This is a genomic window from Paenibacillus sp. LS-5, assembly GCF_056121505.1.
On sequence record NZ_JBWAVA010000022.1, the window covers coordinates 50383 to 64937 of the forward strand.

Here is a 14555-nt window from a genome sequence, read left to right on the forward strand (position 1 = left end):
GTGACTGCCAGGGATTGCGCTGCTCCGGCGCTGAAGCTGAAGGTTAGCGTAGTAATGCCCACTGCCTGCGCCGTCAGGTACTCTTTCTTGATCGTTACGGTTGTCCCGCTGAGCGTATAATCCGTACCCGCCAACAGGGTAGCCGCACCGTTCTTGATCGAACTGAGGGTATTGCCATTCAGAGTCAGCGTTACTGGAATATCTGCCTGATTCGCTGTCTTCTTGTCAAAGCTGGCTGTGACTGGTGTAATCGCGGAATTCGCTGTCCCAGTTGTATCAACAACTGCTATGGTCAGTGTTTTTGCAGCACCCGCACTGAAATTAAAAGATAGCTGGGTAGTGCCTACTGTCTGGGCTGCCAAATAAGCTTTCTTAATCGTTACAACGGATCCGCTTACGCTGTAATCCGTTCCAGCTGTAAGTGTTGCCGAACCGTTCTTAATGGAGCTAAGTGAAGCACCATTCAGTGTCAGAGTCACTGTGAGATCTGCCTGGTTTGCAGTCTTCTTATCGAAGCTGACAGCCGTTGGTGTAATCGACGCGCCGGCGGCAGGAGGATTGACCGGATCTGCATAGAGTGTGCCTCTTCCGTTCGTCCCGAGATAGACACGGCCATATACCCGCGGGTCTCCGGTAATTGCCATGTTGATTTTGGCATATTGATGGGCGTCATCATTGATCCGAACCCATGATGCGCCTGCATCATCAGAACGGAAGACACCTCTGACCCCATCGATTTTGGCTACAGTATAAAGTGCCATATAACTCTGGCCCGGAGCAGCCATTCCGAAGCCGATCAGATCGCTTTCCTCAACGTTAGTTAGCTTGGTGAAGCTTGTCCCGGAATTGGTAGAGTGCCATAAGCCATATTTGCCCTCAACTGCGTTGCCGCCAGCAAACCAGATGTCGCCCTCGATACCCGGCACAGCTTTCATGCTGACCTGCGCCTGATTCGGCTGCAGATCTCCTACATTATTGGTCGGCAAACCCGAGGCCGCAGAGGCAGTGAAGGTAGCTCCACCGTCTGTGCTGATATAGAAGGTTCCGGCATAGAAAGCATAGAATTTGTTAGGGTTCACCCGGTCGGATGCCACTTTGGCGCCTGCCGGAACCCCGGTGCTTGCAGTCCAGGAGTTGCCCGTGGTTTTGGAATAATAGACTCCAATATCCGAAGTGCTCCACAGGATAGAATTGCCATTAGCCGATACCGCAACCTGTCCTTGTCCTGCGGTAGTCTTGGTTCCGTTCGAAGGTTCGCCATTCGGCATATACCAGTTCACGCCGCCGTCATTGGAGATTCCGATCGATTTCATACTCGGGGTCTTCTCCTTATCAGCACCTCCTACACGCACAACATAGGCAGGATTCAGTTCCGCATAATCAATGCCTGTTGTTGTTGCCCAGGACGGGCTGGTCTGGAACTTGGCGGGTGCCTGGGTGACATCTTCATACCGGAAGCCGGAGACGTCCCCAAGTGCTGTAATCAGGTGGGCGGTTCCCGAAGGAGGGCTGATCAGGCCAAGAACAGCCGTTTCTTCTACTCCTTTGGCCATCACAGAAATATTTACTGTACCACCGGTATCCCATGAGGTCAGATTGTTCGTTCCATAGATCGTCGCTCCTGTGCCGTACATCATGCGGTTGGAGTTGAACGGATCGATCTCCAGATCACCCATCATCCAGCCCAGTTTTGGAGACGGATCCAGTGAAGTGGAGTTAGTGATTCCATGATTGAGCCAAGGCGCTGCGGTGATGTCCATGGCAAATTTGTAGCTTCGTTCAGGATAGCTGCCCCAGTCCCAGATCCGGCTCCAAGTGGCACCGCCGTTCGTACTGCGGAAGATCACTTCGTCCGGCCACCAGGCATTCAGACTCGATACCATCACGGTATCCGGGTGCTGGGCATCCACGGCCAGTCCGCCGAAGCCGTACCAGTTATCCGTTCCGGTGCTCGGGCTGATGTTGGTCCAGGCTCCGCTTGCCGTATTCAGCTTCCATACTTCGCCCTTGCTTCCATCATAAGGGCCAACACCATTACTGTAGGTGATGTAAAGTTCTCCATTAGAAGACAGCACCCCATGATGAGGCAGGAGGCCGGTTGGCTGTCCGGGAACTGCCGTCCACGTTGCTCCGCCGTTAGTACTGCGGTAGACACTGCTAGCGGTATCCGCAACACCCACATAGATTGTTTGTGTGGCGTTGCCTAGCGTGCCGGTGCTTTTATCAAAAGTAATCCACGACAATCCGACCAGGTCATTACCGTATTCAAGCGTCGGATTCTGAATATAGGTGCCCACATTCGGGAAGGAGCTTACCTTCGACCAGGTAACACCCGAGTCTGCACTTTTCCATAAGCCATTGCCGCTTCGCGCTCCAAAAAAGAGAATGTTGTTCTTGTTAGGGTCAATGACCAGGCGCTCCCCTGCAGACCGGCCGGGCATATTGCCCCCAACCTTGAACGGCAGCGGAGTAGACTGCCAGGTATTCCCCCGGTCGCTGGAGCGCATAATCTGCCCGTTATCATCCCAGCTGTTGGTATAGGTTCCTGTAGCCATATATACCTTGTCCGGATTAATGGGGTCTGTAGCGAGTGCATCTACACCGTTCTTGTTCCAGTCTACCCAGCCTACCGCATCGCTGATGGATACCCAACTGCCAGTGGTTTGATTCCAGCGGTAGGCACCGCCGATATCAGTGCGTGCATAGATTAAATTCGGTTCACTCTGATTAAAAATAATGCCGGGCACAAAACCTCCGCCTGCGCCGGTGACGACACTCTTCCAGTTGTAGGCTTCGCTTGCCGCTGCTCGGGTAATCGCTGGAAAGGCGGTGAATAACGAGCTTGTCATAGCGGCCAGCAGTACAACCAGACCCAGTTTTCGGATACGTTTACGTGTCACGATTTACGCCTCCTATGATTTAATTGTTCCCAGTCCATTCCTTGTGGTTCTTGGGCTTTTCCCGTCTTCTTGCCCCTCCTTCCTGATCCCCGATCTAATCCGGCAAACAGCAGCTTGTACATATGGTAACGCTTACATTATAATTGGAAAATATTATAATATGATATGGAAAATGGTTGATTTTGCGGGAAAATGGTCGCCTGTTTACGTACCATTTTCACACTATAAATTACATATTAAGTATAAAATGTTTCTTCTGCCTGTGTTTAGACGGAGGATAATCACATAAAAAAAACTATTCCTTGCTGTGAATACAGCATCACAGCAGAGGGATAGCATTATTAGCAGCATTGCTGGGCTTTTACGTCCTGCATCGGATATGTTCTATCCCCTTCTACGCAGCAGCCCAATGGACGCCAGCAAAAATGACAGCAGAGAAATGCCCATCGTAATGTACAGCAGTGGAGAAACGTCTGCTTTGGTGTCAAGTTCTCCCATTATCGCATTGTGTTCGTCCATGCTCATCGAATCTTGGGCACCCGCGCTCATATCCGCCGAGCTGTGAGAGTGGCCGCTGCTCCCTGACGCTGCTTGTACAATCTCGGTGATGGCATGAGGAGTATCGGCTCCTTCATCACCGGACCATTGAACCAGACTGCCGTCGGCATAATGCTGGTAGGCATCCCAGGCGATTTCACCCGCAGTATCCGGATTTTTGGCCGTGAAGTAAAAACGTTGGAACTGCCCGGCCTCTATCCCTGCTCCAGTCGATGTCCAGCTAATTTTATTGCCGTCAATCGCCACTTTCCAACCTGGTACAGGCTCGTACTGTTTGAATTCTGCCCCTTCGGGAATGCGCAGGTCGATCTGCACGGTCGCAGCATCTTTTTCGGACGGCACTTTCAGGGTATATGTCTCCCAAGCACCGATGGTTGATTCTGTAGGTGCCACAGTCACATGCGCACTGGCCACTGCTGTTAACAACATTAGAGCTGCGGCCGATGGTGCGGCCAGGATCATTATTTTACGAAAAAGCCTATTCAATTGAAACGTCCTCCTCTATTTTTTCTTGGGAAAGTCCCGTTCTCGCGGAGCGATTCCCTGCTCCAGGGCATACCGTGTCAGCTGTGTTCGGTTCTGCAGCTGCAGCTTCTGGAGGATGTTTTTGAGATGGTTTTTGACCGTATGCTCCGATATGCCGAGCGTTGCCGCAATTTCCTTATTGGTGGAACCGGAGGATACACAGCCCAGTATTTCCCTCTCCCGTGCCGTTAATGCTTGCCCCTCTTCCTTAACGGATGTGACCGCAAATTCCTTCAGAATCTGAAAAGCCAGCTCCCGGCTCAGCGGAACCTCCTCACTGACAATGGCGAGCAGATATTCAATCCATGTGGACGGAGCCAGATTTTTCAGCAGATACCCTTGTGCCCCCTGCTTCAGCGCCTCGAATAAATAGGAGATTTCGTCGGAAACGGTTACGATTACGATTTTGACATAGGGGTATTCCTGTTTGATCCGCCGTGTAGTCTCCAAGCCATCCATTTCCGGCATCTGAATGTCGATCAGAATCAAATCAGGCATCCACTGACTTGTCCACTCTATAGCTTCAGCACCGCTCCCCACCGCACCAATAATCTCAAAACGCTCATCCATCGCCATAATCTCGCACATCGCCTCGCGGGCATGAGCATGATCATCCACTACAAGCACCCGGTGGCGATTCATAAAGAGTCTCCTCCTTTCGCGATCTCTATAGTGGTTCCGGATTCTCCCGACTTCAGTGTAAGCGTCCATCCCATGCTCTCAACACGTTCTTTCATGATCTGCAGACCATAACTTCCGTTGACGGCAAAAGGGTCCTCGTGCCGGATTCCGGCACCGTCATCAGAGACTCCAACCCGCCAGCCCCGCCCATCTTCCCGTCCAGAAATCGCAACCTTGCCCGCGCGGGTATGTTTGCGTACATTAACCATTGCCTCACGGATGCAGGCGAGCAGCTCAACTTGTTCAGCAGCACTGAAGATGTCCTCCCGCAGATTCCAGTCCAAGGCTACCTCAACCGACACCTCATCCGCAATCTGTGCCAGCTGCCCCTGGACAGACAACATGAGCAGAGATGCCTGCGGGCCCGCAACCGGAACCTTCAGATTCGATATAGCCTGCCGGACATAACGGTTGACCTCATGTACGGTTTTTTTGAGCTGCCTGATCGATTCTCCGTTCATCTCGCCCCGCTCCTGCTTCTGTTCCAGACGGTCAATCCGTACCGACAGCAAAAATAAGGACTGGGCCATCCCGTCATGAAGCTCTCTCGCCAGCGCCTCCCGGGCCTCCATTGCCGTCTTCAGCACACGTTCCTGCTCCAGTTCCCGGGCATTCTTTTCCATCAGAGAGAACAGCGGTACCAGCAGAATTATACTGAACAGGAACACAAGCACCGGTGTTAAGTAATTGCCCATGTTCATGGAGAGATAAGGCATCAGGAACTGATGGCGCACAATCTCCCAGATGCCCACCATAACGGTTGGAAGCAGCAGAATAAGCAGTTTAATTCTTGTATACGTTACTGTCGCCTCCCCAATCTTAGGATTACATTAGCATTCTCCCGCTAACCCGGGCATGACTCTTTAGGGCTATAACGCGGTTATAAATGTTACAAAAATAAGTATTTTAAAATTTCGCAAAAACAGATGCGGCTCGCACCACATCCGTTCATTCCGTATATTATCCATTCATTCAGACGGACACTGTCCAACCACCACTCTACAAAGGTGAGGTGTATCGGCTATAGCGGATATCCATTTCCTTCATATATGCCCCCTGCTGAAGAAGGAAAAACGAATTCACACCTTCCGCACCCCACCAGTTGATACCAAGCGCTACACCGGTTGCAGTCCTTGCCGCAAAGAGCAGTGAGAACATCTCCGGTAGGATTTCGCCCCCGTCATCGACGCGCCAGACTGAATATTCATTGTCCTGGATGACAGCAGGATAGTCCGTGAAGCTGAGCTCGGTATTCTTTTGCAGAACCAGACTAAACAGCATATTCTTATCCTGTCTCGCGAACTGAACCAGATACAAATGGAGCTCACCGGTCGGGTCTGCCAGGTCTGCCAGTTTCCAGATCGATTGAATTTCCCGCTGCTTAAGCGCAAAGATTGCCGTCCGCACCGGATGATCAGCTTTTAGCTGGTGTAGCTGGTCTACCGAAGGTTTGACTGCAAGCAGCGCCCCTGGAGCAAATACTCCAGAAACTGCCAAGTAGTAGGTCTCATCTGTTGCGGCACTGCCTTCTTCTACAGTAAAAACATATCCCGACAAATTGGCAAAATTATTTGCCAGATCTCTACCATTCGTCTCTGCATGGCCAGGCTGCCATTTCTCGAATCTTACAGTGAGCAGCTGGCCGTTGTGGCCAACAGCCCTATTCAGCTTTTTCATCTCCACCAGCTTGCTATCATCTTCCCATGCCGCCAATATGTGCTTGCCTGTGCTATCTGCAAACCCGAAGTTTGCAGTCAGACTCGCTGGATCCAGAGTTGGCACTAGTACCGTTGTGGGTGCAGTTGAAGATGGATCATTACTAGCAGCTGTTGCCTCGTCAGAGGGCACATTAACGTCATCTGTTGCCGCTGGTGATAGCGGCGCTGGCCGATCGCTCTGTTCTGCGGAGGCTGTAGGGGAAGCGCCTGGATTAAGCCCGTCCGTTGAGTCCGCTTCCTGCGATGAGCATCCGGCCAGCAGCACAAAGACCATTACAGAAATTCCAAGCCGCTTCAGCATTGATGTACCCTCCTGGACAAAATCATATGGTTCTAAAATATACCCATACTCAGGTAACGTTCACCCGTGTCGGGAGCGATGCACAGCACCCTTTTGCCGCTGCCGAGCCGCCGTGCTTCCTGAAGCGCCGTCCATACCGCCGCTCCGCCGGAAGGCCCGATCAGGATTCCCTCTGTGCTGGCCAGGCGTCTGACCGTCTCCAGTGCATCCTCATCAGAGACCTGGACAATCTCATCATATACTTCGGTATTCAGGATCGCAGGTACAAACCCCGGGCTGGTCCCCACCAGCTTATGCGGCCCGGGCTGTCCACCGGAGAGTACAGGAGAGCCCTGAGGCTCCACCACAACAATGCGGATCTCAGGCAGCCGCTGACGCAGCACCTCTCCGGTTCCTGTGATCGTACCTCCAGTTCCTGAGGTGGCTACGAACACATCCAGCCGTCCTTCCATTTGCGCCAAAATCTCCGGTGCTGTTGTGGTCCGGTGAATATCGGGATTTGCTTTGTTCTCGAACTGCTGCGGAATGAAGCTGTCTGGGATTCCCTTGCCCAGCTCCAGCGCCTTAGCAATGGCTCCGGGCATCCGGTCCGCTGCGGGGGTCAGAACAACTTCTGCCCCGTATGCTTTTAGAATATTGATCCGTTCCTTTGTCATATTATCCGGCATCACCAGGATGGCTTTGTAGCCTTTGGCCGCGGCGTTCATAGCCAGTCCGATGCCGGTATTTCCGCTCGTCGGTTCAATAATCGTTCCGCCCGGCTTCAGGTTTCCGGCTAACTCAGCCTGGTGAATCAGATTATAGGCCGCCCGGTCTTTCACGCTGCCGCTGGGGTTGAACATTTCCAGCTTCACATACAGCTCGGCATCCTGAGGCCCGGTCAGACGGTTCAAGCGAACCACCGGTGTATGGCCGATTAATTCCGTAATATTGTTAACTACTAGAGATGACATGGGTAAACCTCCTAATTACTTGTTGTGCTGTTTATCACTCATTGTAGCGCTGCAGGACTGCTCTTGTCGATTGTCTGATATTCAGCTTCATTATAAGCAAATCTTGAAGAAAGACCCAAAAAGAGGCCCCGCCGTCTCCGGCAGGGCCCAGATTTCAAAGCTGCATGAACCGTAGATCAAGCTTTGCTGTAGTACAGTCCAATAGTTATACAATAAATCTGGCAACCAATCCTTGCAGCCCTTGAGCCATAGCGTTCAGGACGCTTGCGGAGGAGGCGATTTGCTCAACCGAGGCCATCTGTTCCTGTGAAGCAGCAGAAGCCTGTTGCGTATTCGCTGCAGTAGTCTCAGAGATTAACACCACGGTGCGTATAGACTCCACAATTTCTTCAGTAGCTGCTGTAATTTCCTCCACCGCTCCGGAAACCTCCTGCACTTGGCCAGCCAGGGCGTCGATGGAACTGCGGATTCCGCCAAAGGATCTGCCAGCTTCTTCAATAATCGCCGTCCCTCCCTGTACCTCGTTCATGCTGTTCTTCATGATCTTCACCGCATCGTCTGCATCGGACTGAATACCTGCTGCCATCACGGCAATGAGATTGGCTGATTCACCAGACTGCTCAGCCAGCTTGCGGACCTGATCAGCGACCACGGCGAACCCGCGTCCCTGCTCTCCGGCCCGTGCCGCTTCAATCGTTGCGTTCAGAGCCAGCATATTGGTCTGCGAGGCGATACCCTTGATGACATCCACAATGCTGGCAATCTCACTTGAACGGCCCACGAAGCTCAGCACCTGACTGGACAATGTCTGGATGGAACTGTTGATTGAAGCCATCTGCTGAACCGCGGCCTGAAGGGACTTGTCACCAGCAACGGCATATTCGCTTGATTGGATCGAAGCTTCAGAAATATCCTGCACACTGGAAGCGATCTGCTGAATGCCAATGGACATCTCCACAATTGTGGTCATATTGGTCTGCAGATCATTCATCTGGCGGTCATTGCCTGAGGCTACCTCGCCCATAATGCCTGCGATCTTCTCAGTAGCCTCGGCAGTAATCCCACTGTCTGAAGTTAGTTGTACGGAGGAAGCTGCCAGTCCGCTTGCCGACTCTGTCACCTGCCCGATCATCACAGCCAGATTATCCGTCATCTTGTTGAAGTTATGGGCCAATTCCCCGATTTCATCTTTACTCCCTATCGTCAGCTTGCGGGTCAGGTCAGCATCGCCGTCGGCAATTTCCTTCAGTTGTGCATTGACATGGCGAAGCGGCTTCAGGATCCGCGCCGACAAGAGCAGTGCAATCCCTGCTGCTAGCAGTACAGACAGACCCGTCACGCCCAGGCTGACGGCCATCGCCAAACCGCGGTGATTGGCTGCCTCGCTCTGCTCCTTCTGGATTTCTTCGGTTAGCACGTTCTGAAGCACCAGCTGGGAATCTATAATTTTGTCCAGAGAAAGCGTCGTGAACGCCTTTTGGGCTACAGGGAAATTCCCTTCTTTTGCCTGCGCAAAGGCACTTTCCAGCACGGTTAGATAATTACTCCACTCATTCTGCAGATTGGTAATTCCCGCCTGCTCGGCTTCGCTAAGCCCGGTGGCCTGGAGTTCCTTGACCGCCTCTGTAATTACAGGAATCTGGGCTTCATAGCTGGTCAGATATGTCGTCCGTTCCTCATCGGTGTTGCTCATCACATACCTTGCCGCCAGGCCGTCAGCTGTACGGATTTTGTCCGTCAGCCCCTGCACGAGCGACAGCTTGCTGTAATTACGGTTAATCTGATCCGTAAGCATGCTGACCTTGCTTTGAAAGAAGGTATTGCCGGCAATAGCGACAAGAAACACAATAATAACTGCGGTGAAGCCGAGTAATATTTTGGCGCGAATTTTGGTGAACATCATAAGTATTCCTCCGTATCTGTATGTACTAATTAGCGTGCTGCAACATGGTTCTCTATTATGTAAAGAACAATTGCTATAATAGGCTCTACGCTCCCCTTCCCTCTATTGAAGTTAAGTATTTCCTGATAGTTTCATCCTACTTCTCCAAGCTTAAATGAAGCTGAAGCAGAGCTAAGAGTTGTCTATGGATATCAGCGATACTTGAAAACACAAAAAAACCGTCCTCCAGCCTAAGGCCGAAATTGACGGTTGTGGTTTACTCATACAGATTGCCATTCGCCAGCAGAGCCAGCTTGTCCTGGTCCAGCACACTGAGGCTCCCTTTCCTGCGCTCAATGATCCCTTCCTCGACAAAACGGCGCACTATCCGGTTCAGATGCCGGTAACTGGTCCCGAGCAAATCTGCAGTTTCAGCAAGTGTAGAGGTACGGATCTCTTCCACGCGTTGCCCGCCACTGTCTGCAAACAGGGACAGCAGGTAGCTGGCAAAACGGTTTTCCAGCGGATATAGCAAATTCAGTGCCGTAGTCTGACCCAGCGTATACATTTTGTGACTAAGCTCTCCCACCAGAAAACGAAGCAGTGCCGTATTTTGCTCCAATTCCTTAAGAATTAACTCGCGTCCGGCCACCAGCAGCAGACTATCGTCCACCGATACCACTTCATTCTTAACCGGATATTGCTGCAGCAGCTCCACATCTCCGATCAAAGACATCGGTCTCGCAAAACGCACCAGCAGTGATTTTCCGTTAGGCAGCAGTGTATGAATCTTAAGCCTGCCCTGCACCAGAATATACAGATGCTCCAGGTGATCCCCCACCAAACATATGGCTTCCCCGTCACTGTAGCGCCGCAGCTCCATTAAGGCAATCACCCTACTGCTGAATATATCCTCCAGACCATTTTGCCCGGCCAAAGCACTAACCTGATTCCGGTCTGCAATCCACTGCATAAAGCAGCTCCCCCCGTCCTGTCACGAATGAACTAAATGTAACACAGCACCGGGGAAGCAGCCAACTTCTCTGTACTCAGGAATTCACCGTATGCGGCTGCATCATTCTACTCTCCAAAATAATGCTCCAAAGCCCGCTCTGCACGATCCTTCGCGACATTAAAGGATGTCCATCGGTGCGTGGCCTGCGGCTGACTTTCCCACTTTTCACGGAGGATGGCATCCAGTTTGCCGTTCTCCTGCTTATTGAAGTCAATCAGCAGCGGCATAACGTCCGGTGACAGCTGGGATAAATAGCTGGTGTCGAGTACGCCACTCTTCTGATAACGCTGGATATTCTGCTTCGCAATAATATGATCCATGCCGAGATAGTTCACCAGCACGTAAGAGAGCAGGCATAGAGCAAGACAGCACTGTGCGAGCGGGAACTGCACCCGGCTGATCCGCACCGCCGCCAGCACTAAGAGCAGCCCGAGGAAGATCATAAACGCATGCACCAGAAACCGGATATACGTATAGCCGTAAGCTTCTTCATACAGCATCAGCCGGGAATAGGCAGAATACAGCATGATTACAGAACAGAGTACAAGGATGTAGAGCAGAATATGAATGGTTGTACGCATTACGCTTCTCTCAGGTCTATCCGAATGTAAGGACAGCAGGAGCAGAATGAAGTTGATCGAAGTCACCAGGATCAGCTCAAAAAAACCGTTCCGCGCGTAATCGGCATATGTGCTTCCCTCCGGCAAAATGCCATCCCAGGCACCGAAAAGGTAGGAAAATTGTATACTGACAAACAGTACATATACCGTATTGATGACCGTGAGAATGGTAGTAAGAATTACCGGATCCACTTTCAGTGATAAAGGCTCAGGCATCAGCTGGAGAGCAGAACCCTGGGCTGGTATATTTTCCATATTCAGCTCCGGCTTAGGATTCCATACATATACCTTGTGATCGACATAACCCCAAAGGAGACCGAACATGCCCAGACCCAGCAGAATGATCCATAACAGACGTGCAAACCCTTCGCCAAAAGAAATCCGTTCCAGCATCTGCGGGAACTTAGACAGCAGCTCATGGAATACCCCGTCTGCCGAGGAGAGAAGTGAGGTTACAATGAGCAGCAGCGGCAAAGAAATTCCTAGTCCAATCAGCACTTTGATCAGCACCTGCTTGCGTTCATCCTGTATTTTCTCCCCGCCGAAGATTCTGCGGATAATTCTTGGAGCAGTTCCCCAGTGCCGCAGACTTTGGGCAAAAAAATGCTCTGCAGCCGCACCGATAATCCCGATCCCGCTCCAGGAGGGCTGTTTATAGCTAAGCATGTAGGTCATATGTAATATGATCAGCGCCGGAATGACCAGCAGGTTCAGTCCGAAGAATAACCAGTTCGCAAACAGTGCATAGGTCAGGGAGAGAAGCAGGATTGCTCCCACCCAGACATAGCTAACCACTGAAGGCGGACGCATCTTCTCTTTGGCAAAATAGAGTACAAACATATAAAATAAACACACAAAAATCGGATAGGAAACTCCCGGTATGGCCCCGTAAAACAGATACTGGTTCACGGCCGCCAGCAGAAAAGCCGCTCCCAAAGCCTGGAGAGTCCGTTCCGGATTCGATACGGATAGATCATTCATTGTAAATACCCCCATCTTTTTGCTTTCTCACCCTGATTTTAACTGATAAAATAAGAAGAAAAAGAGAAAGAATATGCGGATTATTTCCTATTTTAGAAGGAGACCACAATTCATGAAGCTGCACAGCCAATTTCTGAAGCTCCACTCCCAGCATGGAGGACCGGCAGAAATTTCCGTTACTCTGGATGAGCTAGCCGCAACCTTTAACTGCACTCACCGCAATGCCCTTCATGTTGTCAATAAAATGGCCGGGCAACACTGGATCGCCTGGACTCCCAGCCGCGGCCGGGGAAAACGCTCAAAGCTGGCTTTTCTTGTGGAAGCAGAGGATATTGCGCTGGAGTCCATGAAGCAGGCAATCAGCAGCAAAGACATGGGGAGCGCAATAGAAGGGATACGAGGACATGCAAGTTCCTCCTCACTTCAGGATACACTGCAGGGCTGGCTGCTGGCCTATTTTGGCCATCATTTCGAAATCCGCAGCAATAAACAGATCGATACGCTGCGGCTTCCGGTTACCCAGAAACTTCAGACCCTCGACCCGCTGTATATGAATCTGCTGGCCGAGTCCTTCGTCTCCAGTCATATCTTTGACGGGTTGGTAGGAAGAAGCGGGGATCGGGGCATTGTTCCAGGTCTGGCCCATGCCTGGGATGTGGATGACAGCCGCACAGAATGGACGTTTCATCTGCGTAAGGATGTTCTGTTCCACCATGGAAAAGTGCTGTCTGCCGAGGATGTGGTCTATACGCTACAGCGGCTGTTGCAGTCCTCACAGCGGACGCTTTACAGTTCTATCTTCAAGGAAATCAGCAGGGTCGAAGCACTGAATGCTGCTACGGTACGCATGATACTTCGAAATCCGAATGAGCTGTTTCTGCCGTTCCTCTGTACCAGCCGGGCAGCGGTTGTTCCTCGTGAACCAGAATCAGCAACGGCGGGTGCCTTTGGCCGGAGACCTGCCGGCACCGGACCCTTCAAGCTGGTGGAGATGAATGAGGATCTCTGCGTGCTGGAGGTATTCCCTTATTACTTTCAGGGCCGGGCTCATCTGGACCGTGTGGAAATTCTTCATGTACCGTTCAGCAATGAGCAGGTACCTCCTGATACTGTATCGGCCTTTCATATTATCCATAATCCTTCGGCAGCAGACTCCTCCTCCTGGAGCCAGATTCATTCTGAATCCTGTGTGCGCAAGTTTGTCACCTGCAACACCAAGAAAAACGGACCGTTAAGCGATCCCCAGCTCCGCGCGGACATCCTGTCCTGCCTGGATGGAACTGCAGCGGCTCCGGCCAGCGATATTCAAGCAAGGCAGACAGAAGCTTTGCAGATTGCCACCATTCCGCAATATCTTGGGGACGCCAACCATATTGCCTCCCTGCTGTCACAGTACGGTTATACCTGCAGCCTCTTGTCGGTGTCGCCAGAGGAATTCAAAGGTCCTGTGCGCCTGCAGGCCGACCTCATTGTCTTCTCTCTGCTACGGGATCAGGACGAGCAACTCCGGCTGTACGATCTGTATGTAACGTTGTCACAACATCTGGATCCTGGTACACGGGCAGATATTGAAGGTTTGCTTAACCTCATCTCAAGAGAGCCTGATCCCGCCGCAAGAGCCGCTAGCTTCAAGCGGATCGAAGACAAACTGACAAGGGATCATCAGCTGCACATCCTCTACGAAAAGCCAGTTCAGACGGCATATCTTCCGTCTGTGCGAGGTGTTACCTTCAACAGCCAGGGCTGGGTAGACCTACGCCATCTGTGGTTTCCGCGCGGCATATAAAACAGCTCCGGCAGAAGACCCACCGGAGCTGTTCGTTCGTGTATTGAATTAGAACTTTATGCCTTACCAGGAAGGCTGTCCATAAGTCCCTTCCCGATTAGATTGGCGGAAGGCGGTTTCTTACCGACTTCTCTGGCCCACACGGAGAGCTGACCGATATGATGAATTTCGTGGGCAATCATATGGCGCATGATCTCGCCCCAGGCATCTGTTGACATCGATCCGTCTGGCTGCTGTTCCGTGAAGACATTCCGCTCCATCCCCTCATTCCAGCTCAGTACAAAAGGCTCCACCTCCAGCCGGAAGCGTGCATCAAGCTCTCTCACCTTTTCCAGACTGCTGAACTCGGCGAAATCCTCCTGGAAATCAGGTTTGCCCAACATTCCCATGGTCCAGCTCCACTCCACATCGGCTATATGAAATAATGTCTTCAGAATGCTTCCAACCCCGCCAACCCGCGGTTTGAGCAGTTCTTCCTCCGTCAGGTCTTCACACCACTTGTACCATTCCTCCCGAACCATCCAGTTATAGCGGAAAAACGTCTGCATGAAATCCCTCCAATTAATAGATATAAGAACAGCAAACTATTGTTAAATAGATCACAATTGTTTCCAGTTTATCACATCAGAGGAGGG

The 14555-nt window shown here is 51.5% G+C and carries 10 protein-coding genes and 1 pseudogene; 1 reads left to right on the forward strand and 10 read right to left on the reverse strand.

What is annotated here, in order from left to right; all coding sequences use genetic code 11:
* Window positions 1–14: 14 nt before the first annotated feature.
* The 9 genes and pseudogenes from AC0MA3_RS23690 to AC0MA3_RS23730 all read right to left on the reverse strand — a co-directional run.
* Window positions 15–2849: pseudogene (locus AC0MA3_RS23690) on the reverse strand (X2-like carbohydrate binding domain-containing protein); the annotation flags it as partial.
* 435 nt (window positions 2850–3284) lie between these two features.
* Complete coding sequence (locus AC0MA3_RS23695) at window positions 3285–3944, reverse strand: YcnI family copper-binding membrane protein (RefSeq protein ID WP_474658049.1); 660 nt, start codon at window positions 3942–3944, stop codon at window positions 3285–3287.
* A 15-nt stretch (window positions 3945–3959) separates the two neighbouring features.
* Entirely contained in the window at window positions 3960–4625 is a 666-nt protein-coding gene (locus tag AC0MA3_RS23700; RefSeq protein ID WP_474658050.1) for a response regulator, read from the reverse strand.
* Window positions 4622–5398 (reverse strand): sensor histidine kinase, encoded by a 777-nt coding sequence (locus tag AC0MA3_RS23705; RefSeq protein ID WP_474658051.1) that lies wholly within the window; start codon window positions 5396–5398, stop codon window positions 4622–4624. Before AC0MA3_RS23705 ends, AC0MA3_RS23700 begins: the two co-directional genes overlap by 4 nt.
* A gap of 265 nt (window positions 5399–5663) precedes the next feature.
* Window positions 5664–6683 (reverse strand): hypothetical protein, encoded by a 1020-nt coding sequence (locus AC0MA3_RS23710; RefSeq protein ID WP_474658052.1) that lies wholly within the window; start codon window positions 6681–6683, stop codon window positions 5664–5666.
* 32 nt (window positions 6684–6715) lie between these two features.
* Window positions 6716–7636 (reverse strand): cysteine synthase A, encoded by a 921-nt coding sequence (gene cysK, locus AC0MA3_RS23715; protein WP_474658053.1) that lies wholly within the window; start codon window positions 7634–7636, stop codon window positions 6716–6718.
* A gap of 205 nt (window positions 7637–7841) precedes the next feature.
* The gene (locus AC0MA3_RS23720) at window positions 7842–9539 is read right to left on the reverse strand and encodes a methyl-accepting chemotaxis protein (RefSeq protein ID WP_474658054.1); all 1698 of its coding nucleotides are present in this window, start codon (window positions 9537–9539) and stop codon (window positions 7842–7844) included.
* A gap of 256 nt (window positions 9540–9795) precedes the next feature.
* Complete coding sequence (locus tag AC0MA3_RS23725; protein ID WP_379153478.1) at window positions 9796–10491, reverse strand: Crp/Fnr family transcriptional regulator; 696 nt, start codon at window positions 10489–10491, stop codon at window positions 9796–9798.
* Window positions 10492–10598: 107 nt separating this feature from the next.
* Window positions 10599–12134 carry a DUF4153 domain-containing protein gene (locus AC0MA3_RS23730; RefSeq protein WP_474658055.1) on the reverse strand — a complete coding sequence of 512 codons (1536 nt, stop codon included), beginning with the start codon at window positions 12132–12134 and terminating at the stop codon, window positions 10599–10601.
* A gap of 112 nt (window positions 12135–12246) precedes the next feature.
* Between AC0MA3_RS23730 and AC0MA3_RS23735 the strand changes: the two genes are divergently transcribed.
* Window positions 12247–13920 carry an ABC transporter substrate-binding protein gene (locus AC0MA3_RS23735; RefSeq protein WP_474658056.1) on the forward strand — a complete coding sequence of 558 codons (1674 nt, stop codon included), beginning with the start codon at window positions 12247–12249 and terminating at the stop codon, window positions 13918–13920.
* 56 nt (window positions 13921–13976) lie between these two features.
* Here AC0MA3_RS23735 and AC0MA3_RS23740 read toward each other — a convergent pair whose 3' ends face one another.
* Window positions 13977–14468: a DinB family protein gene (locus tag AC0MA3_RS23740; protein WP_474658057.1), complete on the reverse strand. Its 492-nt coding sequence runs from the start codon at window positions 14466–14468 to the stop codon at window positions 13977–13979.
* Between the last annotated feature and the right edge of the window lie 87 nt (window positions 14469–14555).

Coding starts and splice junctions, on each gene's coding strand:
- AC0MA3_RS23720 (WP_474658054.1), bottom strand. CDS start 9,539: ATGATGTTCACCAAAATTCGCGCCAAAATATTACTCGGCTTCACCGCA.
- AC0MA3_RS23710 (WP_474658052.1), bottom strand. CDS start 6,683: ATGCTGAAGCGGCTTGGAATTTCTGTAATGGTCTTTGTGCTGCTGGCC.
- AC0MA3_RS23725 (WP_379153478.1), bottom strand. CDS start 10,491: ATGCAGTGGATTGCAGACCGGAATCAGGTTAGTGCTTTGGCCGGGCAA.
- AC0MA3_RS23735 (WP_474658056.1), top strand. CDS start 12,247: ATGAAGCTGCACAGCCAATTTCTGAAGCTCCACTCCCAGCATGGAGGA.
- AC0MA3_RS23700 (WP_474658050.1), bottom strand. CDS start 4,625: ATGAATCGCCACCGGGTGCTTGTAGTGGATGATCATGCTCATGCCCGC.
- AC0MA3_RS23740 (WP_474658057.1), bottom strand. CDS start 14,468: ATGCAGACGTTTTTCCGCTATAACTGGATGGTTCGGGAGGAATGGTAC.
- cysK (WP_474658053.1), bottom strand. CDS start 7,636: ATGTCATCTCTAGTAGTTAACAATATTACGGAATTAATCGGCCATACA.
- AC0MA3_RS23730 (WP_474658055.1), bottom strand. CDS start 12,134: ATGAATGATCTATCCGTATCGAATCCGGAACGGACTCTCCAGGCTTTG.